This window comes from Streptomyces sp. NPDC050619 (genome assembly GCF_040654815.1).
Classification (GTDB): Bacteria; Actinomycetota; Actinomycetes; order Streptomycetales; family Streptomycetaceae; genus Streptomyces.
The window spans coordinates 142,287-165,886 of sequence record NZ_JBFAIR010000005.1 but is presented as its reverse complement, the minus strand read 5'-3'; the positions used below and the strand labels follow the sequence as shown (position 1 = coordinate 165,886).

Genomic DNA, 23,600 nt, shown 5'->3' with positions numbered 1-23,600 from the left:
GCGATCACTCCGTCACGTCCAGGGATACCGTGGAAGGGCTGATCGATCTGGGGAGGCAGGACATGGACCCGTCTCGCCGAGGTGTCCTGGGAGCCGGTCTTTTCTCCGTCGCCCTCACGATCCCCGGCTGGCCCGATGTGATCGGCCGCGCGGAGGCTGTCCAGTCCGGCCGTGCCTCACGTATCGGCGACAACGAAGTGAACATGGTTGTTGCCATGACCGAGCGTGTGTCCGAACTGGACGATCAGTTCGGCGGACGCCATGCGCGCCCCATGGCCGCCTCGTTCATGGTCAACACGGTGGCCGCCCGGCTACATGGCCGTGGACGAGGGACTGCACGGGCTCGCGCAGCGCTACTACGTGAAGGCGCTGGAACTGGCCGGCGCGGCCGAGGACCACCTGACCAAGGCCGTCGAACTGGCCGACGCGGCTGCCGCTGCCTCGCCGAAAGCGGGGCCACGCATGCTCGCCTTCCTCGTCGGCCAGCGGGCCCACGCCTGCGCTCAGACTGGAGACCGCACGACCGCACTGCGGTACATCCGTGAGGCTGAAGCGGCCATGGACCGCGCGGAGTCACGCGGGAGGGCATTCGGCTCGTACGATCCGTCTTCGCTCAGCTACCACGTCAGCCAGGTCCGGTACGAACTCGGCGACAAGGACGGGGCCGTCGAGGCCATGCAGCGGGCGGACGAGCCTCCGCCCCAGCGTTTATCGCCGTACGCGCGTGCACCGGCGTGGCTTGCTGGCCGAACGACAGCTGGAGATCGGCCACCTGGAAACGGCCTGTGCTACCTGGCATCTCGCGCTCGACGACTACCCCATGGTCCAGTCGGGCCGCGCCGACGATCGGGTCAGGACGATGTTCGGCCTCCTGCGCCCCCACCTGAAGAACGCATCGGCTCGCGACCTGTACGACCGCGCACGCACCATCGCGCCGTCCGAACTGGTGAGTTAGCTCCTCCTGGCCATGCGCGGCCACCCCGTCAGATCGTGACGACCAGCTTCCCCCGAGGATGCCCCTTCTCCAGATGGCGCACCGCCGCAGCCGCCTCGGCGAGCGGGTACGTGCGGTCGATGGCCGGCGTGATCCTGCCCTTCTCCGCGAGGTCCTTGAGGGTCAGCAGGTCCTCGTGGCGGGCCACGGAGACGAGGTTGCCGAGGTTCTGCGCGATGAAGGGGGAGAGCGCGACGGCCCGCAGGCCGCGGCTCATACCGCCGAAGAAGGCCGTGCCGCCCTCGCCGCCGACGATGACGAGGGTGCCGCGCGGGGTGAGGGCGCGGCGCAGGACGGGCAGGGGGCGAAGGCCCGCGTTGTCGACGACGACGTCGTAGCGGTGCGGGCCGTCGGTGATGTTCTCGCGGGTGTAGTCGATGACGTGGGCGGCTCCCTGCGAGCGGACGAAGTCCGCGCCCGTGGGGCCGCAGACGCCGGTGACTTCGGCGCCGTACATCGTGGCGAGCTGGATGACGTAGGACCCCACTCCGCCTGAGGCGCCGATGACCAGGACCTTCTGGCCGGGCCGCGGGCGGCCCTTGCCGCTCAGGGCCTGGAGGGCGGTCATGCCCGAGACGGGGAGGGCGGCGGCCTGTTCGAAGGTGAGGTTGTCGGGCTTGAGCGCGATCTTGGCGGCCTTGGCGCGGGCGTACTCGGCGAACGAGCCCTCGCAGTTGCCGAAGACCTCGTCGCCCGGCTTGAAGTCGGTCACCTTCGCGCCGACCGCCTCGACGCGTCCGGCGCCGTCCCAGCCCTTGACGGGGTTCTTGGGTTTGCGCAGTCCCAGGACGGCGCGGGCCACATAGGGCCGGCCCGTCATGAGGTGCCAGACCTCGGGGCCGACACCGGCCGCGCGCACCTCGACGAGCACCTCGTCGTCGCCGGGTACGGGGCGGTCGATGTCGCGCAGTTCCAGGAGGTCCGCTGATCCGTAGGCATCCTGAACGATCGCCTTCATGGCTTTGGCTCCCCTTCGCGGTCCCGGACACCGAATGTCCCGGATATACCGAGCATCCCGGTGGCTCGAACGCCTGACCAGCACTCTCGAGCATGATCTTGGGGGCGGGTGCGATGAGTTTTCGTACGGCCGACGGTCTACCCACTGACGACGCCGTGACCAGCAGAGGAGCCGACCATGGGCGCTACGACACCGACGACGCTCGACCTGGGGCAGCAGGCCCTGATCGTGGCACGCCTCGTCGAAGGGGTGGCCGAGAACCAGCTGGACGCCCCGACGCCGTGTCCGGAGTACGCCGTGCACCACATGCTGGGGCATCTGCTCGGACTCGCCACCGCCTTCCGGGACGCCGGGCGGAAGAACCTGGGCGTCACGACCGACACCAGCCCGACCGACTCCCTGCCGGACATCGGGCCCGGCTGGCGTGCGGCCCTTCCTCAGGTGCTCGACGAGCTGGCCGAGGCCTGGCGGGACCCGGCCGCCTGGACCGGCATGACCCGCGCGGGCGGCGTGGACCTGCCCGGCGCGGTCGCCGGTGCCATCGCGGCCGACGAGATCGTGATCCACGGCTGGGACCTGGCCCGGGCGACCGGCCGGCCGTACGACCCCGACCCCGCCGCGTTGCGGGCGGCGTACGACTTCCTCCTCGAGTCGGCGGACGACCCGACCCGCGGCGGCGGCATCTTCGGCCCCGTCGTCCCGGTCCCGTCACAGGCTCCGCTGCTCGACCGTGCGGTGGGGTTGAGCGGGCGGGACCCGGGCTGGGCGCCGAAGCCGTGATCACCCGTACCCCGACGCCGTAATCACCCGTACGCCGAAGCCGAACCCCCGCCGGCCGTTACGCCGAAACCGTGATCCCCCGTCCCGGGAGCCTCGCGAGTTGCAGCGGCAACACTCGTCTCACACGGCTGAGCGCGATCCGGATCTCCCGTCCGCATGCCGACCGCAGCGCCGACCTGCTGTCCGCCCTGTACCGGCCCGCCATGGAGGGCTCGCTCCGATCGACGCGCGTCGCGATGGCGAACAGGCGGCCCTGACCCCACCGTCTGACGGTTCCTCAGCGCAACCTCAACTTCCTTTGTCGGAAGCATTGACGAAACACAGGCCCGCTCCTAGGTTCAACGCGTCGTACTTCGTACGTCATATATGAGACGCGATACGTGAGATCCGATACGCGAGATCCGAGAGGCGCGCATGACCTCTGTGCCCACGCCGATCCCCTCCCGCACGCAGTACGTGCAGGAAGGGATCAAACACCGCATCCTCACCGGGCAGTTGACGCCCGGTCAGGCCCTGGTCGAGACCGAACTCGCCGCACAGTTCGGGGTGTCCAAGACCCCTGTGCGCGAGGCGCTCAAGACCCTGGCCGGCACAGGGCTCGTCGTGATGAGCCAGTACAAGGGCGTCACGGTGCGCATGGTGGACGCGGACATGGCGCGCGAGGTCTACGACGTGCGGGTGCTCCTGGAGCCGGAGGCACTCAAGCGCGCCGTCCGGCGCGGGGCCTCCCTCGACGCCGCCCGCACTGCGCTGACCAGGGCCGACGCGGCGACCGACACCGCCGAGCGGTCCCTGGCCAACCGGGAGTTCCACCGCGCCCTGTACCTGCCGTGCGGCAACCCGCTGCTCGGCCGGATGCTCGACGAGGTCCGCGACCAGGCCGCCCTCGTCTCCGCCGTCGCCTGGGCGGCCTCGCCCTCCTGGGAGCGGGAGGCCGGCGAGCACCGGGAGATCCTGCGGCTCGCCCTGGCCGGTGACGCCGACGGCGCGGGGCGCGCCCTGCACGCCCACATCGCGTCGTTCGTCGAGCGGGCCTTTCCGCACGCGGAGTCCGAGGCCCAGGGAGAGGACGGTCCGGCATGACCACGACGTTCGAGACCCAGCGGACGGCCCTGGCCGACGTGGTCGCGATCCCGGTGACCCCGTTCGCCGAGGACGGCTCCGTCGACCCGGCCGCCCACCGGGCCCTGTTGCGTCGTCTGCTCGACGGCGGGGTCAGGACCCTGACCCCCAACGGCAACACCGGCGAGTTCTACGCCCTCACCCCTCAAGAGCGGCAGCTCGTCACCGAGTTGACCATCGACGAGGCGGGGGAGCGGGCCATGATCCTCGTCGGCGTCGGGCATGACGTCCCCACCGCCGTCGCCTCCGCCCGGCACGCCCGCGAGCGCGGGGCCGGGATGGTGATGGTGCACCAGCCCGTCCACCCGTACGTCTCGCAGAGCGGCTGGGTCGACTACCACCGCGCCATCGCCGAGGCCGTGCCCGAGCTGGGCGTCGTCCCGTACATCCGCAACGCGCAGCTGCACGGTGTCCGCCTCGCCGAACTCGCCGACGCCTGCCCCAATGTGATCGGCGTGAAGTACGCCGTCCCGGACGCGGCCAGGTTCGCGGCGTTCGCCCGCGACGCCGGCCTCGACCGCTTCGTGTGGGTGGCCGGTCTCGCCGAGCCCTACGCGCCCTCGTACTTCTCCGCGGGCGCCACCGGGTTCACCTCGGGGCTCGTGAACGTCGCCCCGTCCGTTTCGCTGAACATGATCGAGGCGCTTCGATCCGGTGACTATCCGGCCGCCATGAAGGTCTGGGAGCAGATCCGCCGCTTCGAGGAACTGCGCGCCGCCAACGGCTCGGCCAACAACGTCACCGTCGTCAAGGAGGCCCTCGCCTCCCTCGGCCTGTGCCGTCGCGACGTCCGGCCGCCGAGCAGGCAGTTGCCCGAGGACGAGCGGGCGGAAGTCGCCGCCATAGCAGCCGGGTGGTCCATATGAACGAGCAGATCAGCAAGCGCCCCGAAGAGCTCAGAAGCCACCAGTGGTACGGCACCGAGGGCCTGCGCTCCTTCAGCCACCGCGCCCGCACCCGCCAGCTCGGCTACCTGCCCGAGGAGCACCTCGGCAAGCCCGTCATCGCGATCCTCAACACCTGGTCGGACATCAACCCCTGCCATGTGCATCTGCGGGACCGGGCCCAGGCCGTGAAGCGCGGGGTGTGGCAGGCAGGCGGCTTCCCCCTGGAATTCCCGGTCTCCACCCTCTCCGAGACCTTCCAGAAGCCGACTCCGATGCTCTACCGCAACATGCTCGCGATGGAGACCGAGGAGCTGCTGCGGTCCTACCCGGTCGACGGCGCCGTCCTGATGGGCGGCTGCGACAAGTCCACGCCCGCCCTCCTGATGGGCGCCGCGAGCGTCGACCTGCCCGCCGTCTTCGTGCCCGCCGGGCCGATGCTGCCGGGCCACTGGCGCAACGAGGTCCTCGGCTCCGGCACCGACATGTGGAAGTACTGGGACGACAAGCGGGCCGGTCTCATCAGCGACTGCGAGATGACCGAGCTGGAGAGCGGCCTCGCGCGCTCGCCCGGGCACTGCATGACGATGGGTACGGCGTCCACCCTGACCGCCGCCGCCGAGGCCCTCGGCGTCACGGTCCCGGGCGCCTCCAGCATCCCCGCCGTCGACTCCGGACACGACCGGATGGCGGCGGCGGCGGGCCTGCGGATCGTCGAACTGGTCCACAAGGACCGCAAGCTCTCCCACTTACTCACCCGTGACGCCTTCGAGGACGCGGTCACCACCGTCCTGGGCCTCGGCGGCTCCACCAACGCCGTCATCCACCTCATCGCCATGGCGGGTCGCGCGGGTGTCACGCTCACCCTCGACGACTTCGACCGCATCGCCCGCACGGTCCCGGTGCTCGCCAACGTCCGGCCCGGCGGACAGACGTACCTGATGGAGGACTTCCACTTCGCCGGCGGTCTGCCCGGGTTCCTCTCCCGGATCCCGGACCTGCTCCACCTGGACCGGCCGACCGTCGCGTACGACACGATGCGCGAGCAGATCGCCGGCGCGCAGGTGCACAACGACGACGTCATCCGCCCCCGGGACAACCCGGTCGCGAGCGAGGGCGGGGTCGCCGTCCTGCGCGGCAACCTCTGCCCGGACGGCGCCGTCATCAAGCACATCGCCGCGGAACCGCACCTGCTCAAGCACACCGGTACCGCCGTCGTCTTCGACGACTACCGGACGATGCAGCGCACCATCAACGACCCGTCGCTGAACATCACCGCCGACAGTGTGCTGGTCCTGCGCAACGCGGGACCCAAGGGCGGCCCGGGCATGCCCGAGTACGGGATGCTGCCCCTGCCCGACCACCTGCTCAAGCAGGGCGTGCGGGACATGGTGCGGATCTCCGACGCCCGGATGAGCGGCACGAGTTACGGCACGTGCGTCCTGCACGTCGCCCCGGAGTCGTACGTCGGCGGTCCGCTGGCCCTGGTCCGCACCGGGGACACGATCGCCCTCGACGTCGAGGCGCGCACCCTCCAACTCCTCGTGGACGACGAGGAGTTGGAGCGGCGCCGGGCGCAGTGGACACCGCCGCCCGTCCGTTACGAGCGCGGCTACGGCGCGCTCTACAACGAACAGATCACGCAGGCCGACACCGGCTGTGACTTCGAGTTCCTGGCCCGTCCGGGCAAGGTGCAGGACCCGTACGCGGGCTGAACCACCGCAGCAGGGCACGACCTGGCACACCCCTGTACAGGGAGAAAGCGCTTCCTCCACGGGAACGCATGACGGACGCACGACGGACGTATCACCCGCACTACCCGCCCAACTCGGACCACCTGCACCACAAGCAACACAACTGCACCATCCGCACCACCCGCACGAAGCACGCACGACGTACCAGAACGGAGAACTGTCATGGCCCAAGCCGCAGCCGTGGCGAAACCGCCCGCGCCACCCCGGCGGCGCCGTGCCTCCGCCACGCCGCGCAGGCTGCCCTACCTGCTGATCGCCCCGGCGGCCCTGCTCATGATGGGCTTCATCGCCTACCCGGTGATCAGCGTCTTCTACTACAGCCTGCAGAACTACAACCCCACCAAACCGTGGCGCAACGGCTACGCGGGCTTCGACAACTTCGTCCACGCCTTCACCGAAGACCCGGTGTTCTGGGACACGCTGGTCTTCAGCGCCAAGTGGGTCGTCGTCGAGGTCGGGCTCCAGCTGCTGTTCGGTCTGGCGCTGGCCCTCATCGTCAACCAGACCTTCGTGGGCCGGGGGCTGGGACGCGCCATGGTCTTCTCGCCCTGGGCCGTCTCCGGCGTGCTGACCTCGGCGATCTGGGTGCTGCTCTACAACTCCCAGACGGGCATCACCCGTTACCTCGCGGACATGGGCATCGGCAGCTACGGCACGAGCTGGCTGTCGGACACCTCGACCGTGTTCCCGGCGGCGGTCATCGCCGACCTGTGGCGCGGTGTCCCCTTCTTCGCGATCCTCATCCTCGCCGACCTCCAGTCCGTGTCGAAGGACCTGTACGAGGCCGCCGAGGTCGACGGGGCGAGCCGCGTCAAGCAGTTCTGGCACATCACGCTGCCGCACCTGAAGGACGCCATCATCCTGTCCACCCTGCTGCGCGCGGTGTGGGAGTTCAACAACGTCGACCTGCTCTACACCCTCACCGGCGGCGGACCCGCGGGCGAGACGACGACCCTCCCGCTCTACATCGCCAACACCAGCGTCGACGCCCACAACTTCGGCTACGCGTCCGCCCTGACCACGGTCGCGTTCGTGATCCTGCTCTTCTGCTCGATGGTCTATCTGCGCCTGAGCAAGTTCGGAGGTGGGGACAAGTGAGCACCAAGGAGGCCATCGCGGTCGCACCGGCTCCCCGGCGCGCGGGCCCCGAACCGCGCCGCCCGGCCAAGAAGCGCCCCGCCTGGGACGAGGCCCCGCGCTGGCAGATCTATCTGCCCCTGTCGATCTACCTCGTCTTCACCCTGATCCCCTTCTACTGGATCGTGCTCTTCGCGCTGCGCCCGGCCGGCTCGACCTCGCTGGTGCCCTGGCCGATGACCTTCGACCACTTCGAGAAGGTGTGGACGGAGCGGAGCTTCGCGACCTACTTCGAGAACAGCCTGCTCGTCGGCCTCGCCACCCTGGTGATGACGACCCTGGTCGCGCTGGCCGGCGGCTATGCCCTCGCCCGGTTCAACTTCAAGATCAAGCAGGCGTTCATGCTGGCCCTGCTGTGCTCCCAGTTCGTGCCGGGCGCGCTGCTCCTGGTGCCGCTGTTCGAGATCTTCGCCGAGCTCAACATGATCAACTCGCTGGGCAGCGTCATCATCGCGGAGACGGTCTTCCAGCTGCCGCTGTCGATGATCCTGATCAGCAACTTCATCAAGAACGTGCCGTACTCGCTGGAAGAGGCGGCCTGGGTCGACGGCTGCAACCGGTTCACCGCCTTCCGGATCGTGGTCCTGCCGCTGCTGCGGCCCGGGCTGATCGCCGTCGGCTCCTTCGCCTTCGTGCACTCCTGGAACCACTTCCTGTTCGCCCTGATGTTCCTGAACAACCAGAGCAAGCAGACCATCCCCGTCGGCCTCAACACCCTGATGAGCGCGGACAGCGTCGACCTCGGCGCGCTCGCCGCGGGCGGCATCATCGCCGCGGTGCCCGTCGTGATCGTGTTCGCCTTCATCCAGAAGTGGCTGATCACGGGCTTCAGCGCGGGGGCGGTGAAGGGATGACGATGCACAGAGTCCTTCAACTCACCGCTGGCGTCGGCCTGTTGGCCGTACTGGGTACGCCCGCGGGCGCCGAGACCCGCGACCTCGGCCGCGACACCCTGCCCGCGAACGACGGCTGGGCGGCGTATGGCACCGGCACCACCGGAGGCGCGGCGGCCGACGACGCCCACGTGTACACGGTCACCGACCGGGCCGAACTGGTCCGCGCCCTCGACGGCGGCAGCGACACCCCGAAGATCATCAAGATCGCCGGGACGATCGACGCCAACACCGACGACGACGGCGACCGCCTCGACTGCGCCGACTACACCACCGGCGGCTACAGCACCAAGAAGTACCTGGCCGCCTACGATCCCCGCACCTGGGGCGCGGCCAAGCCCAGCGGCCCGCAGGAGGAGGCCCGCCAGGCGTCGGCGGCCAAGCAGGCCGAGCGGGTCGTCCTCCCGGTCGGCTCCAACACCACGATCGTCGGCCTCGGCTCCAAGGCCGTCCTCAAGGGCGGCAGCCTCCAGGTCAGCGACGCGGACAACGTGATCATCCGCAACCTCGAACTCCGTGACGCCTACGACTGCTTCCCCGTCTGGCAGCCCAACACCGGCGGCCTCGGCGACTGGAAGACGGCGTACGACACCCTCTGGCTGCGCGGCGCCACCCACGTCTGGGTCGACCACGTCACGGCCTCCGACAAGGGCCACCCGGACGAGAAGGAACCCACCTACTTCGGCCGCAACTACCTGCGCCACGACGGTCTGCTGGACATCACAGGCGGCTCCGACCTGGTCACCGTCTCCTGGAGCCGGTTCGCCGACCACGACAAGGCGATGCTGATCGGCAACGGCGACACGGCCGTCGGCGACCGCGGCAAGCTCCGGGTGACCCTGCACCACAACGAGTTCGAGTCGGTCGTCCAGCGCGCCCCGCGCGTCCGCTTCGGCCAGGTGCATCTCTACAACAACCGGTACGTCGTCCCGGAAGACGCCCACGACTACCGCTACTCCGTCGGTGTCTCCACCGAATCGGCGATCCACGCCCAGAACAACGCCTTCACCACCCCCGGTCACGTCGAGGCCGCCGACCTGGTCAAGAGCTGGAACGGCACCGCCCTGCACACGAGCGGCAACGTCTTCAACGGCTATCCGGTGGATCTTCTCACCATCTACAACGCCTACAACTCGGCCAGTGAGCGTGACCTCACGGCCGACGTCGGCTGGACACCTACCCTGCACACAAAGATCGACAGCGCCGCCACGGCCGACCGTGAGGTGGCACGCGGCGCGGGCGCAGGGAGGATTCCGTGACCGAGATGAACGTACCCGTAGTCCTGGCCGGGGCACGTGGCCACGGCCGCTGGCACCTCGACAACATCCGCCGGCTCCAGGACAAGGGGATCGTCCGGCTGGCGGGGATCTGCGAGCTGACCCCGCTGACCGCGGACGAGATCCCCGAGGGCCTGGGCACGCCCGAGCAGTCCGCCGACTTCGGCGAGCTGCTGGAGGCCACCGGCGCCCGGATCGCCGTGATCTGCACCCCGATCCCGACGCACACGGACCTCGCGCTGACGGCCGCGGACAAGGGTGTGCACCTCCTCCTGGAGAAGCCGCCCGCCCCCTCGTACGCCGAGTTCCGCCGGATGGCCGACGGGGTCGCCGCGGCCGGTGTCGCCTGCCAGATCGGCTTCCAGTCGCTGGGCTCGCACGCGGTGCCCGCGATCCGGGAACTGATCGCCGAGGGCGCGATCGGCGAGCTGGAGGGCGTCGGCGGGGCCGGCGCCTGGGCCCGGCCGGAGGCGTACTACCGGCGGGCGCCCTGGGCGGGCAAGCGGCGGATGAACGGCGTCGACGTGATCGACGGGGTGCTGACCAACCCGCTCGCGCACGCCGTCGCCACCGCCCTCGCGCTGGCCGGCGCCCGGCACGCCGAGGACGTCACCGAGATCGAGACCGAGCTGTTGCGCGCCAACGACATCGAGTCCGACGACAGCTCGTGCGTCCGCGTCACGACCGCCGGCGGCCTCCCGGTCGTCGTCGCCGCGACGCTGTGCGCCGAGGACCCGGACGAGCCCTACGTCGTGGTGCACGGCGACCACGGCCGGATCACCTTCTGGTACAAGCAGGACCGCGTCCTGCTCCAGCGGGCCGACCACGGGCCCGAGGAGTACGAGTACGGCCGCACCGACCTGCTGGAAAACCTCGTCGAGCACCTCGCCGACGGCACCGGCCTGCTGGTCACCCCGGACGCCACGGGCGCCTTCATGAAGGTCGTCGAAGCGATCCGGACGGCCCCCGAACCGCTCGCGCTGCCGGACGGGGCCTGGCACCTGCTGCCCGACGAGGGGCGCCGGGTCGTCCCCGGCATCGACGGACTCGTCGCGGCCGCCGCCGACTCCCTCGCCCTCTACTCAGAGCTGGGCGCCCCCTGGGCGCTCCCCAACGCCCCACGCAAAGAGGTGAGCACCTGATGACGACCGCCAACGACACGCCGGTGCTGCGCGTCGCGGGCCGCCCGGTCGGCCGGTACGTCACCCGGCCCGAGCTGCCGGAACGGCTCTCCCCACGCCCGTATCTGCACCCCGTCACCACCCTGGCCGGCACGGCGGTCACCGAACTCAGCCCCGCCGACCACATCCACCACCTCGGCGTCGGTGTCGCCGTTCCCGACGTCGAGGGGGCCAACTTCTGGGGCGGACGCACCTACGTCCGCGACCAGGGCCCGACCGAGCTGGACAACCACGGCGCCCAGCGCCACGCCACGTTCCAGCTGCGCGATCCCGACGGCTTCGTGGAGGAGCTGCGCTGGGTGGCCGCCGCGGCCGAGCTGCTGCGCGAGCGCCGTACCGTCGCGGCCACCGAACTCACCGACACGGCCTGGGCGTTGGACTTCACCTTCTCCCTCACCAATGTCACCCCGCGCCCGCTGTCGATCGGCAGCCCCGCCACCAACGGGCGGCCGGGAGCGGCCTACGGCGGCTTCTTCTGGCGGGCCCGCAAGGAATCCGAGGCCCCGGACGTGTTCACCGCCACCACCGAGGGCGAGGACCGGATCCACGGCACCCGCGCCGACTGGCTCGCCCTGGCCGGCGCCGGCTGGACCCTGGTCTTCGCCGGGGCCACCGAACAGACCCGCCGGGACCCGTGGTTCGTGCGCACCGCCGAGTACCCGGGCGTCGGCTCGTCGCTGGCGTGCGAGGAGCGGCTGCCGATCGAGCCCGGCGACACCGTCGTACGGCGGATCATCACCGTGGTCGCCGACGGGCGCCTCGACCGGGACGGGGCCGCGGCCCTCGTCCGCAAGGCGGTGAGCCTGTGAGCGCCGAGACGTATACGAATCCCGTCCTGAACGCCGACTGGTCCGACCCGGACGTCGTCCGCGTCGGCGACGACTTCTACCTCACCGCGTCCAGCTTCGGCCGCGCCCCCGGACTGCCGCTGCTGCACTCCCGCGACCTGGTCAACTGGACCCTGGTCGGCCACGCCGTCGAACGCCTGGAACCGGCGAGCGAGTTCAGGTCCCCGCGCCACGACTGCGGGGTCTGGGCACCGGCGTTGCGGTACCACGACGAGCGCTTCTGGATCTTCTGGGGCGACCCCGACCAGGGCATCTTCCAGGTCAACGCCCCCGGGATACGCGGCCCCTGGACCCGCCCGCATCTCCTCAAGGAGGGCAAGGGGCTCATCGACCCCTGCCCCCTGTGGGACGAGGAGACCGGCGAGGCCTACCTCGTGCACGCCTGGGCCAAGTCCCGGTCGGGCATCAAGAACCGCCTGACCGGCCACCGTATGCACCCCGACGGCACCTCCCTCCTCGATGAGGGCAAGGTGATCGTCGACGGCGACCGCATCCCCGGTTGGTTCACCCTCGAAGGCCCCAAGCTCTACCGGCACGACGGCTGGTTCTGGATCCTCGCCCCCGCCGGGAGCGTGGAGACCGGCTGGCAGGGCGCCTTCCGCTCACGCCACTTCTTCGGGCCGTACGAGGAGAAGGTCGTCCTGGAACAGAAGGACACCGACGTCAACGGCCCCCACCAGGGCGGCTGGGTGCGCACCCCGTCCGGCGAGGACTGGTTCCTGCACTTCCAGCAGCGCGGCCCTTACGGCCGGGTCGTCCACCTCCAGCCGATGCGCTGGGGCGCGGACGGCTGGCCGGTGCTGGGCGAGGACGGCGCCCCCGTCGCCGTACACCGGCGACCGGACCTGCCGCCGCAGCCGGCCGCCGTGCCCGCCACCGACGACGACTTCCCCGGCGGACGCTTCGGCCGTCAGTGGGAGTGGACCGCCAACCCGCAGGACGGCTGGGCCACCCAGCACTCCGGGGACGGCCTCAGGCTGGCCTGCGTCCGCTCGGCCGACGTGCACGACCTGCGCAAACTGCCCAGCGTGCTCACCCAGCGGCTGCCCGGCACCCCGTGCGCCGTCGAGGTGGAGCTGAAGCTGCACGGCGAGGATCCGGGGGCGCGGGCCGGACTCGCGGTCCTCGGGGACGCCTTCAGCTGGATCGGACTCCAGCGGGGGGCCGACGGCCCGGTCCACCTCGTGCACCGGTTCGCGGAGCAGGTCGCGGAGAAGGAACGGGACGCCGACCACCCGCGGCTCGCGCCCGAGGGACGCGCACGCCTGCGGATCGAGATCGGCGCGGGGGCCCGCTGCCGCTTCTTCTACGACGTCGGAGACGGCCTGCGCCCCTCCGGCCAGGTGTTCGCCGCCACCCCCTGGCGCTGGGTCGGTGCCCTGCTCGGCTTGTTCGCCCTCGCGCCCGTCGGCCCGGGGCACGCCGGCGCGGCGACGTTCACGCAGTTCCGGATCACCGACCTGTAACCCACCGCACCCCTACGCCAGTTGTACGCCTGTTGGGAGCCGCAATGACGCACCTCCATAGCAAGCGCTTGCCGAGACCTGGGCACGGCAAGATCGTGGCCGCCGTGGTCGGCCTCGTGGCCGCGCTGGGCCTCGGGGCGATCGGGGAGGCGAAGGCCGCCGTCCCCGGCCCCGCCTCGGCCACCGCGGACCGCTGGAGCGACCAGCCGCACGGTTTCGCCTCCCTCGCCGGCGGCACCACCGGCGGCGCGGGCGGCAAGGTCGTCACCGTCACCGACCAGGCCTCACTGGCGAAGTACGCGGCGGCCGAGGAGCCGTACGTCATACGGGTGGCGGGCTCGATCGCCGTCGAGCCGTTCGGCGCGGATATCGTCGTGGCCTCGGACAAGACCGTCATCGGTGTCGGCGACAGAGGCGAGATCGTCCACGGGGAGCTGCATCTCAACCCCGGTACGAGCAACGTGATCATCCGCAATCTGACGATCCGTGACTCGGCGGTCGAGGGCAACTGGGACTGCAAGGACACCGACTTCGACGGCATCCAGATGGACACCGTCCACCACGTGTGGGTCGACCACAACCGCTTCTCGAACATCTGCGACGGGCAGCTGGACGTCCGCAAGGACAGCGAGTACGTGACCGTCTCCTACAACCGCTTCGAGAACAACAACAAGACCTTCGGACTGGGTTGGACGACCAACGTCAAGACACAGATCACGATCGACCACAACCTGTTCTCCGGCACCAAGCAGCGCAACCCGTCCGTGGACAACGCCGCCTACGCGCACCTGTACAACAACTACCTGACGGCCCAGGTGGATCCTGGCGACCCCGTGTGGACGTACGGCAACTGGTCGCGCGGCCGGACCAGGATGGTCATCGAGAACAGCTACTACCGTGACGTCCAGCACCCCTACCAGGCCGACGCCACCGCGGAGTTGGTACAGCGCGGGTCGATCCTGAAGAACACGACGGGCCGGCACGACGAGTGGGGTACGGCCTTCGATCCGCGTGACTTCTACGACTACCGGCTGGACCCGGCGGCGGCCGTGCCCGCGTTGGTGACCAAGTTCTCCGGACCGCAGAAGCGGATCGGCGAAGCGGTGACGCTGAACGTCCCGGCCGACTACCCCACCGTCCAGGCCGCCGTGGACGCCGTGCCCGAAGGCAACACCGTCCCGGTGACGATCGCCGTCGCGCCGGGCACGTACCGGGCGAAGGTCCTCATCCCCGCGACCAAGCCGAACATCGTGCTGCAGGGGACTGGACACGATCGCTCCGACACCGTCATCGTCTACGACACGCCCGCCGCGTACGGCGGCTCCACCGGGAGCGCGACCGTACGGATCGCGGCGAACGACGTCACGGCCCGCAACCTCACCTTCAGCAACGACTTCGACGAGGCCGCGGTCGAACTCAGCGGCGAGCAGGCCCTCGCCATGAAGACGACCGGCGACCGGATCGTCTTCGAGAACACCGCCTTCCTGGGCAACCAGGACACCCTGATGACCGACAGCCCCAAGCTGGACGTGATCAGCCGGGTCTATATCCGCGACTCGTACATCGAGGGCGATGTCGACTTCGTCTACGGGCGGGCGACGACCGTGATCGAGCGGTCCGTCATCCGCGCCCTGAGCCGGGGCTCCAGCACCAACAACGGCTACATCACGGCCGCTTCGACCTGGACGGGCAACCCGTACGGGTTCCTGATCACCGGGTCGAAGGTGGTGAGCGACGCGCCCGCGGGGTCCTTCCACCTGGGGCGGCCGTGGCACCCGGGCGGGGAGCCGAACGCCGTCGCCCAGGTGCTGTTCAAGAACACCGAGCTGCCCGCCGCGATCAAGTCCTCCCCGTGGACCGACATGGGCGGCTTCTCGTGGAAGGACGCGCGGTTCGCCGAGTACCGGACTTACGGGCCGGGGGCGGCCGTGACGGCGGACCGGCCGCAGATGAGCGCTGACCAGGCCCGGGAACACACCGTCGCGAACTACCTCAAGGGCACGGACGGCTGGGCGCCCCATGCCCGCCACTGAAACCCCCCACAACTTCATATCTCCGCTGGATCCAGAAAAGAGAGCCGACCAATGAAGATCAGCATCCGCAGAAGCAGGCGCGCTGCCATAGCCGTCGCCCTGGGTTCCGTGCTCGCCCTGACCGCCACCGCCTGCGGCGACGACGGCAGCGGCTCGGGGGGCGACAAGGGCGACGAGGGAAGCGGCAAGGGCAAGATCGTCTTCTGGGACAACAACGGCGGTGTCCGCACCGACATCTGGAAGGAGGTCATCGCCGACTTCGAGAAGGCGAACCCGTCCATCGACGTCGAGTACGTCGGGATCGCCTCCACCGAGTACCAGTCCAAGGTCGACACCGCCATCCAGGGCGGCGGTCTGCCGGACGTCGGCGGTGTCGGCGCGGCGATGATCGCGGCGATCGCCGCGCAGAACGCGCTGGAGCCGCTGGACGACCGTCTGGCCAAGTCCTCCCTCAACGGCAAGCTCAACGAGGACATGGTCAAGTCGCTGAAGGCGGCCGGCGGCGCGGACGACACGCTGTACTCGATCCCGACCTCCGCCAACAACGGCGTCCTCTACTACCGCACCGACCTGTTCGAGAAGGCGGGCCTGGCGGAGCCGACGACCTGGGACAACTTCTACAAGGCCGCGGACAAGCTCACCAACGCGGGCAAGAACGAGTTCGGCTACACCATCCGCGGTGGCGCCGGTTCCATCGCCCAGGCGCTGGACGCGATGTACGGGCAGTCCGGCATCACGTCGTTCTGGGACGCGAGCGGCGAGAAGACCACGGTCAACGACCCGAAGAACGTCGAAGCCCTGGAGAAGTACGCGGCCCTCTTCAAGAAGGTCACTCCGGCCGCCGACCTGAACAACGACTTCACCAAGATGGTCGCCCAGTGGGACTCCGGCACGATCGGAATGCTGAACCACAACCTGGGGTCGTACCAGGACCACGTGAAGGCGTTCGGGGCGGACAAGTTCCGGGGAATTCCGCAGCCGGTCGGTCCCTCCGGCAAGCGGGTCCAGGTCTCCAACCCCGTTGACGGGCTCGGGTTGTTCCAGAGCTCGAAGAACAAGGAAGCCGCCTGGAAGTTCATCGAGTTCGCCACCTCGCACGCGGAGAACTCGAAGTTCAACGAGTCGGCGGGGCAGGTTCCGGCGAACACCGATGCGGCGAAGGACCCGTGGGTGTCCGAGGCGGAGCCGACGAAGTTGGCCGCGGCCGCGCTGAGCGATGGCTCTACGACCATTGTGCAGCTGCCGTACTACCTGCCGGACTGGGGCACGATCTCGAAGTCGGACAATGAGCCGAACTTCCAGAAGGTGCTGCTCGGGAAGATGAGTGCGAAGGAATTTCTGGACACGTTGGCCGAGCAGTTGAACACCGCTCAGGCTGAGTGGAGCGAACAGAACGGCTGAGAGCTCGGTCGTGTCTGGTTTTTGGCCGGCTGCGGGTTTGTTGTGGCTGGTCGCGCCCACGCGGCGGAGCCGCATATCGGGCACTGCCCCGCGCCCCTTTGGGGCGCGGGGTGTTCCCCCCACTTGAAAGGCACCGTATTTCGTAAGACTGTCCAGAAAGGCACATCGTCGTGTCGCTCACCCGCAGACAGGTAACCACCGCGGCTTTCGCCGCCGTTCCTCTCGCCGTCGGTTCGACGGCGCCCGCCTTCGCCTCGTCGGGAAGGTCTCGCACTCTGTATATCGCCGGTGATTCCACCGCCGCCCAGAAGTACGCCGCCGCCGCCCCCGAGACCGGGTGGGGCATGGCGCTCCCCTTCTTTCTCCAGAAGGGCCGGCCGGTCGCCAACCACGCTGTGAACGGGCGTAGTTCCAAGAGCTTTGTCGACGAGGGGCGCCTCGACGTCGTCCTCGCCGCGATCCAGCCGGGCGACTTCCTGCTCATTCAGTTCGCGCACAACGACGAGAAGGCGGAAGACCCGACTCGTTACACCGAGCCGTGGACGACGTACCAGGACTATCTGCGCCAGTACGTCGACGGTGCCCGGGCCCGTGGTGCCCGGCCGGTGCTCGCCACGCCCGTGGAGCGCAGGAGGTTCGACGCGAGCGGCAACGCCGTGCCGAGCCACGGCGACTATCCGGCGGCGATGCGTGCGCTCGCCCAGGAGGAGCGCGTGGCGCTGCTCGACCTCCAGGCCCTGTCGCTCGCGCTGTGGCAGGAGCTCGGGGTCGAGGGGACGAAGACGTACTTCAACTGGACCGCGACGGAGCAGGACAACACGCACTTCAACCCGCCGGGCGCGATCGCCGTGGCGCGGCTCGCGGCCCAGGAACTGCTGCGTGAACGGGTGCTGACCCCGCGGGACGTACGTCGGCTCGACGACGAGATCCCCACGTCCTGGATCACCTGGCCGCAGGCCGCCGCGTAACCATCCCGACCCGCAGAAAAGAGAGCCGCACCATGAACGCACAGACATGGCATGGGCATGCCACAAAGCGGGCGACAGTGAAGGCCGCCGCGTTAGTCGGCTGCACCGCGCTCGTCGTCGGTGTCATCGGCACCAGCGCCCAGGCGCACTCCCGCGACCTCGGGCGTGAGGTCCTCGCCGCGAAGGACGGCTGGGCCTCCGAGGGCGCGGGCACGACCGGCGGTTCGGCCGCCGACGCCGAGCACGTCTACACGGTCACCACCTGGGCGGAGTTCCGGGCCGCGCTCGAGGCAGGCGGCACGGCGCCCAGGATCATCAAGGTCAAGGGCATGATCGACGCCGTGTCCGAGGGCTGCGAGGCCTTCGCGGCCGAGGGATACGACTTCCAGCAGTACCTCGCCGACTACGACCCGGCTGTCTGGGGGCACGACACCCCGGTCAGCGGCGAGCAGGAGGACCTGCGGGCCGCGTCCGCCGCCAGCCAGGACTCGGCGATCAAGGCGATCGTCCCCGCCAACACCACCATCGTCGGCGTCGGCAAGAACTCCGGGATCCTCGGCGGCAGCCTCCAGATCAAGGCCGTGGACAACGTCATCCTGCGCAACCTCACCATCGAGGCCCCGATCGACTGCTTCCCGCAGTGGGACCCGACCGACGACAACAAGACCGGCGCCTGGAACTCCGAGTACGACGGCGTCGTCGTCTACGGCTCCACCCATGTGTGGGTCGACCACAACACGCTCACCGACGGCCGCTACCCCGACAGCGCCCTGCCGGCCTACTTCGGCAAGACCTTCCAGCAGCACGACGGCCTGCTCGACGTCGTGCGCGGCTCCAACTACGTGACCGCGTCGTGGAACTCCTTCGAGGACCACGACAAGACCATGCTGATCGGCAACAGCGACAGCGCCGGGGCGACCGACGCCGGCAAGCTCAAGGTCACGCTCCACCACAACCGCTTCGAGGGCATCGTCGAGCGGGCGCCGCGCGTGCGGTTCGGGCAGGTCGACTCGTACAACAACCACTTCAAGGTGACCGGCGACCAGAAGTTCGGCTACACCTTCGGCATCGGCGCCTCCTCGCAGCTGTACGCCACGCACAACGCGTTCTCGCTGCCGGCCGGCGTCAGCGCGGCCAAGACGCTGAAGAAGTGGAACGAGGCGCCGCTCACCGCCGACAAGAACTACGTCAACGGCAAGCTCACCGACCTGATCGCCGTCCACAACGCGGAGATCCCCGCCGAGACCCTCCAGTCCGGCGCCGGCTGGACGCCGGCCCTGCGCACCAAGGTCGACTCGCCCCAGGCCGTCCCGGGCATCGTCGACCGCGGCGCGGGCGTGGGCCGCCTGCGCTGACACCCGCACCGTGAGAGGGGCCGGGGCGCGCTGCCCCGGCCCACCCGAGCCGTACCGCGAAGGAGCCCACCCGTATGCCCTCGCATCCTCAACTTCCGCTGTCCCGCCGGGGGTTCCTCACGGCGAGCGTCACAGCGGGCGCCGCCCTCGCCCTCGCGTCGGTCCCCGCCCGGGCCGCAGGTGGCAAGCGCCCGTTCGGCCGCCACGGTTCCCCGGCCGCCCGTCTCACCCCGAAGACCCTGTACGTCGACCCGCACGGCAGCGGCGACTTCACCTCCGTCCGGGCCGCCGTCGCCGCCACCACCGGCAGCGGCTGGACCCTGGTCCTCGCGCCGGGCACCTACCGGGAGACGGTCGCCGTCGACGCCACCCGCACACAGGCGACCTGGATCGGCGCCTCGGAGGACCCCCGTGACGTCGTGGTCGTCTACGACAACGCGGCCGGCACGCCCAAGCCCGGCGGCGGCACCTACGGCACCACCGGCTCCGCCACCACGACCGTGCAGGCCGACGGCTTCACCGCCCGCTGGATCACCTTCGCCAACGACTGGCTGCGCGCCGACCACCCCGAGATCACCGGCACCCAGGCGGTCGCCATCAAGGTGCAGGGCGACCGGTCCGCCTTCCACCACTGCCGCTTCCTCGGCCACCAGGACACCCTGTACGCCGACTCGATGGCCCTGACCGTCTTCGCGCGCCAGTACTACGCGCACTGCTATGTCGAGGGCGACGTGGACTTCGTCTTCGGCCGGGCGAGGGCGGTCTACGAGAACTGCCACTTCCGCACCGTGAACCGCACCGACCTGGCAGCCGCCCCCTACGGCTTCGTCTTCGCGCCCTCCACGGCGGGCGCCAACCCGCTCGGCTACCTGGTGGCGCGCGGCCGTATCACGAGCGAGGCCCCCGACAGCCACTACAAGCTGGCCCGCCCCTGGGTCCCCAGCTCCGACACCACCGCCCGCCCGATGCTCACCGTCCGGGACACCTGGATGGGCCCCGGCATCGACGCGGTCGCGCCCTACACCAACATGTCGGACGCCTTCCCGTGGCAGAACCAGCGGTTCGCCGAGTACCGCAACACGGGCGACGGCGCCCGGATCACCGTCCCGGCCAACCGCCCCCAACTCACCGACGAACAGGCGAAGTCGGCGACCCGTGCGGCCTATCTCGGCGACTGGACACCGTGGCAGGGGGTGCGCTGAGATGCGCAGGCGCACCCTCCTGACGGGAATCGCCGGAGGACTCGTGGCCACCGGAGCCTCGCCCGCCTTGGCCGACGGCCGCCGCCGCGTCCTGCACGTCCGCCCCGGCGACCTGGTCCAGGCGGCCGTGGACGCGGTGACCGGCCCCGGCTGGACGATCGTCGTGCACCCGGGCACATACCGCGAGGTCGTCAAAGTGCCTGCCGACAAAGGTGAGTTGACCCTGCGCGGGGCCACCCGCGACCCGCGTGACGTCGTCATCGTCTACGACAACGCCAACGGCACCCAGAAGCCCGACGGTTCGGGCACGTACGGCACGGCGGGCTCCGCCACCTTCACCTCGGCGGCACCCGGTCTGACCGTCCGCGACCTCACCCTCGCCAACGACTGGCTGCGCGCCGACCACCCCGAGATCACCGGAACGCAGGCGGTGGCGGCGTACACGTACGGCGACCGCACCCACTTCGAGAACGTCCGCCTCCTGGCCCACCAGGACACCCTCTTCGTCGAGACGACCGCGCTCGACGCCTTCGACCGGCAGTACTTCCACCGCTGTTACATCGAGGGTGACGTCGACTTCGTCTTCGGCCGGGCGACCGCGGTCTTCGAGGACTGCCACTTCCGCACGCTGCGCCGGGACGTCACCTTCACCCCCAAGGGCATGGTCTTCGCCCCGTCCACGGCCCGCGCCAACCCCCGCGGCATCCTGGCGGTCCGCTCCCGGATCAGCTCCGCCGCCGAGGACGGCGCGTACAAACTGGCCCGGCCCTGGGTGCCGACGTACGAGACGACCGCCTGGCCGTCCCTGGTCGTCCGGGACACCAGGATCGGGCCCGGGATCGACGCGGTGGCGCCGTACATCAACATGCGGGAGGCGTACCCCTGGCAGACCATGCGGTTCAGGGAGTACCGCAACACGGGGCCGGGTGCGGTCGTCTCGGTGCCGGAGAACCGGCCTCGACTGACGCGCGCCGAAGCCGGGTCGCACACCAAGGCGGCGTACCTCGGGGACTGGCGGCCCCATGCGTAGGGCCGCCGTTGTGCTGATCTCCGCGTGCCTGAGCCTGCTCTGGCCGGCTCAGGCCTCCGCCGCCGAGCGCGCCCCCGTCGGCTGGGCCTCGACCGGCACCGGCACCACCGGCGGCGCGGGCGGCACGGCCTGGACCGTGCACACACGCGCCCAGCTCAAGGAGGCCCTCGCCAACCAGGGCGACCCCACCGCGCCCAAGGTGATCCGGGTCGTCGGCGACGTCAACGGCCATGAGACGGATGATGGTTCGCTGCTCGGCGAGCAGGACTACGCGCCCGGATACGACCTCGCCAAGTACATGTCCTGCTTCGGCGAGGACGGCGGCGTCTGGTCCGACACTCGCTACGGCTACTGCAAGCAGCAGCGCCAGCTCCGCCAGTCGGGGTCGAACAGGGAGAAGGCGCAGATCCAGCTGACCGTGCCGAGCAACACCACGCTCGTGGGCGTCGGTGACAAGGCCCGCCTGCTCGGGGTGTTCCTGACCGTCAACACCGGCACGAACATCATCGTCCGGAACCTCCACCTCGAAGCTCCCGTCGACCACTTCACCACCTGGTCCCCGGGGGACGGCACCCAGGGCAGCTGGAACGCCCGCTTCGACGCGATGACCGTGATCACCGGCAAGAACATCTGGGTCGACCACTGCACCTTCACCGACGGCCGCTTCCCGGACCGCGCGGCACCCCTCGGCTTCCACGGCGAACGCGTCCAGCGGCACGACGGGCTGCTCGACATCGAGGACGGCTCCGACTTCGTCACGGTCTCCGACAGCCGGTTCACCGACCACGACAAGGCGATCCTCATCGGATCGGGCGACGGGCGCGGCGACCGTGACCGCGGCCACCTCAAGGTCACCTTCGCCCGCAACCTCTTCACCGACATCGTGCAGCGCGGCCCCCGCGTCCGCTTCGGGCAGGTGCACGTCGTCAACAACGTCTACCGGGGCCGCGCGGACGGCACCCTGTACGCGCTCGGCGTCGGCCTGGAGTCCGCGATCTTCTCCGAGCGGAACGTCTTCACGTACCCGCGCGGCAACCCGTCCCTGGCGGTCGCCGACTACGGGGGCGAGCACTTCCGGGACACCGGCTCCTGGTTCAACGGCCGCCCCGCCCGCCTCGACGCGGTGGCGAACGGGCTCGGCCTGACGGATGCGGTCGGCTGGGATCCCGCCGGCGTCTACGACTACCGGGCCCTCACCTCCCGTTCGGCGGTCGAGCACCACGTCCTGCGTCACGCGGGTGCCGGGAGGCCGTATGCGTGAGCCGTTGGGCGCCCTCAAAGGCGAGCTGGACTTCCCGCTCGCCTGGGGCACTTCACCGGTCCGCGACTTCACGTCCTGGCGCCGCGCCGCCCGTTCCAAGGTCGAGGAGCACCTCCTCGTCGACCGGCAGAACGGGACGCCGTACGCCCCCGAGTTCACCCTGCGCTCCCAAGGCGAGGGATACACAAGGGAGTTGGTGACCGTCTCCCTCACCCGCCACGAACGCGTCCGCGGCACCCTGCTCACCCCGCACGGCACCGGACCCTTCCCCGCCGTACTCCTCCTCCACGACCACGGGTCCATGTTCGACATCGGGAAGGAGAAACTCGTCCAACCCTGGTACGACGAGACCCGGCTCGCCTCCGCGCAGGCCTGGGCTCAGGCGCACTTCAGCGGGCGGTTCGTGGGCGACGAGCTGGCCCGGCGCGGCTATGTGGTCCTCTGCCTGGACGCGCTGGGCTGGGGCGACCGTGGCCCCCTCACCTACGACCAGCAACAGGCCCTGGCCGCCAACTTCTACAACCTCGGCTCCTCGCTCGCCGGACTCATGGCCCGCGAGGACGCCCGCGCCGCCGGATTCCTGGCCGGCCTCGACCGCGTCGACGCACGCCGGGTCGCGGCCGTCGGCTTCTCCATGGGCGGCTACCGCGCCTGGCAGACGGCCGCGCTCAGCGACGACATCGCCGCCGCGGCGAGCGTGTGCTGGATGACCGGGCTGAAGGAAATGATGGTGCCCGGCAACAACACGCTGCGCGGGCAGTCGGCGTACTACATGCTCCACCCCGGGCTCGCCCGGCACCTCGACATCCCGGACGTGGCGAGCATCGCCGCCCCCAGACCGATGCTCTTCTTCGACGGCGCCCTGGACACCCTCTTCCCCGCCGACGGCGTACGGGTGGCCCACGACAAGCTGCGCGCCGTCTGGCGCTCGTGCCACGCCGAGGAGCGGTTGCACCTGAAGACCTGGCCCGACCTCGGCCATGCCTTCGTCGCCCGCATGCAGGACGAGGTGTTCGCCTGGCTGGACCGCGTCCTGTGACCCAGCCGGGCGCTTGA

Annotated in this window: 20 protein-coding genes and 1 pseudogene; 20 read left to right on the top strand and 1 reads right to left on the bottom strand. The window is 70.1% G+C overall.

Annotation, left to right across the window (positions count from 1 at the left end):
* The first annotated feature begins 29 nt into the window (after positions 1-29).
* A pseudogene (locus AB0I77_RS11505) lies at positions 30-955 on the top strand (transcriptional regulator).
* 28 nt (positions 956-983) lie between these two features.
* Here AB0I77_RS11505 and AB0I77_RS11500 read toward each other — a convergent pair.
* Positions 984-1,952 carry an NAD(P)-dependent alcohol dehydrogenase gene (locus AB0I77_RS11500; protein WP_363282231.1) on the bottom strand — a complete coding sequence of 323 codons (969 nt, stop codon included), beginning with the start codon at positions 1,950-1,952 and terminating at the stop codon, positions 984-986.
* A 177-nt stretch (positions 1,953-2,129) separates the two neighbouring features.
* Between AB0I77_RS11500 and AB0I77_RS11495 the strand changes: the two genes are divergently transcribed.
* The 19 genes from AB0I77_RS11495 (at position 2,130) to AB0I77_RS11405 (ending at position 23,583) form a co-directional block, all read left to right on the top strand.
* Complete coding sequence (locus AB0I77_RS11495; protein ID WP_363282230.1) at positions 2,130-2,732, top strand: TIGR03086 family metal-binding protein; 603 nt, start codon at positions 2,130-2,132, stop codon at positions 2,730-2,732.
* Positions 2,733-2,803: 71 nt separating this feature from the next.
* Complete coding sequence (locus AB0I77_RS11490; protein ID WP_363282229.1) at positions 2,804-2,989, top strand: hypothetical protein; 186 nt, start codon at positions 2,804-2,806, stop codon at positions 2,987-2,989.
* Positions 2,990-3,146: 157 nt separating this feature from the next.
* Positions 3,147-3,815, top strand: coding sequence for a GntR family transcriptional regulator (locus tag AB0I77_RS11485; protein WP_363282228.1), 669 nt, complete (start codon positions 3,147-3,149; stop codon positions 3,813-3,815).
* A complete protein-coding gene (locus AB0I77_RS11480; protein WP_363282227.1) occupies positions 3,812-4,720 on the top strand; it encodes a dihydrodipicolinate synthase family protein in 909 nt (302 codons plus the stop codon). Before AB0I77_RS11485 ends, AB0I77_RS11480 begins: the two co-directional genes overlap by 4 nt.
* Positions 4,717-6,453 carry an L-arabinonate dehydratase gene (gene araD, locus AB0I77_RS11475; RefSeq protein ID WP_363282226.1) on the top strand — a complete coding sequence of 579 codons (1,737 nt, stop codon included), beginning with the start codon at positions 4,717-4,719 and terminating at the stop codon, positions 6,451-6,453. The genes AB0I77_RS11480 and araD overlap by 4 nt, the downstream gene beginning before the upstream one ends.
* Positions 6,454-6,654: 201 nt before the next feature.
* A complete protein-coding gene (locus tag AB0I77_RS11470) occupies positions 6,655-7,590 on the top strand; it encodes a sugar ABC transporter permease (RefSeq protein ID WP_363282225.1) in 936 nt (311 codons plus the stop codon).
* Positions 7,587-8,483 carry a carbohydrate ABC transporter permease gene (locus AB0I77_RS11465; RefSeq protein ID WP_363282224.1) on the top strand — a complete coding sequence of 299 codons (897 nt, stop codon included), beginning with the start codon at positions 7,587-7,589 and terminating at the stop codon, positions 8,481-8,483. Before AB0I77_RS11470 ends, AB0I77_RS11465 begins: the two co-directional genes overlap by 4 nt.
* Positions 8,480-9,781 carry a pectate lyase gene (locus AB0I77_RS11460; protein ID WP_363282223.1) on the top strand — a complete coding sequence of 434 codons (1,302 nt, stop codon included), beginning with the start codon at positions 8,480-8,482 and terminating at the stop codon, positions 9,779-9,781. Before AB0I77_RS11465 ends, AB0I77_RS11460 begins: the two co-directional genes overlap by 4 nt.
* A 5-nt stretch (positions 9,782-9,786) precedes the next feature.
* Positions 9,787-10,941, top strand: coding sequence for a Gfo/Idh/MocA family oxidoreductase (locus AB0I77_RS11455; RefSeq protein WP_363282406.1), 1,155 nt, complete (start codon positions 9,787-9,789; stop codon positions 10,939-10,941).
* Positions 10,941-11,789: a PmoA family protein gene (locus tag AB0I77_RS11450; RefSeq protein WP_363282222.1), complete on the top strand. Its 849-nt coding sequence runs from the start codon at positions 10,941-10,943 to the stop codon at positions 11,787-11,789. Before AB0I77_RS11455 ends, AB0I77_RS11450 begins: the two co-directional genes overlap by 1 nt.
* Complete coding sequence (locus AB0I77_RS11445; RefSeq protein ID WP_363282221.1) at positions 11,786-13,294, top strand: family 43 glycosylhydrolase; 1,509 nt, start codon at positions 11,786-11,788, stop codon at positions 13,292-13,294. Before AB0I77_RS11450 ends, AB0I77_RS11445 begins: the two co-directional genes overlap by 4 nt.
* A 44-nt stretch (positions 13,295-13,338) precedes the next feature.
* Positions 13,339-15,327, top strand: a complete 1,989-nt coding sequence (locus AB0I77_RS11440) for a pectinesterase family protein (protein WP_363282220.1) — start codon at positions 13,339-13,341, stop codon at positions 15,325-15,327.
* A 51-nt stretch (positions 15,328-15,378) separates the two neighbouring features.
* Entirely contained in the window at positions 15,379-16,728 is a 1,350-nt protein-coding gene (locus tag AB0I77_RS11435; RefSeq protein WP_363282219.1) for a sugar ABC transporter substrate-binding protein, read from the top strand.
* 170 nt (positions 16,729-16,898) lie between these two features.
* Positions 16,899-17,696 (top strand): rhamnogalacturonan acetylesterase, encoded by a 798-nt coding sequence (locus AB0I77_RS11430; RefSeq protein ID WP_363282218.1) that lies wholly within the window; start codon positions 16,899-16,901, stop codon positions 17,694-17,696.
* Positions 17,697-17,728: 32 nt separating this feature from the next.
* Positions 17,729-19,051: a pectate lyase gene (locus tag AB0I77_RS11425; protein WP_363282217.1), complete on the top strand. Its 1,323-nt coding sequence runs from the start codon at positions 17,729-17,731 to the stop codon at positions 19,049-19,051.
* A gap of 74 nt (positions 19,052-19,125) precedes the next feature.
* Entirely contained in the window at positions 19,126-20,253 is a 1,128-nt protein-coding gene (locus AB0I77_RS11420) for a pectinesterase family protein (protein ID WP_363282216.1), read from the top strand.
* A 1-nt stretch (position 20,254) separates the two neighbouring features.
* A complete protein-coding gene (locus AB0I77_RS11415; protein WP_363282215.1) occupies positions 20,255-21,283 on the top strand; it encodes a pectinesterase family protein in 1,029 nt (342 codons plus the stop codon).
* A complete protein-coding gene (locus AB0I77_RS11410; protein WP_363282214.1) occupies positions 21,276-22,544 on the top strand; it encodes a pectate lyase in 1,269 nt (422 codons plus the stop codon). Before AB0I77_RS11415 ends, AB0I77_RS11410 begins: the two co-directional genes overlap by 8 nt.
* A complete protein-coding gene (locus AB0I77_RS11405; protein WP_363282213.1) occupies positions 22,537-23,583 on the top strand; it encodes a dienelactone hydrolase family protein in 1,047 nt (348 codons plus the stop codon). Before AB0I77_RS11410 ends, AB0I77_RS11405 begins: the two co-directional genes overlap by 8 nt.
* Positions 23,584-23,600 lie beyond the last annotated feature (17 nt).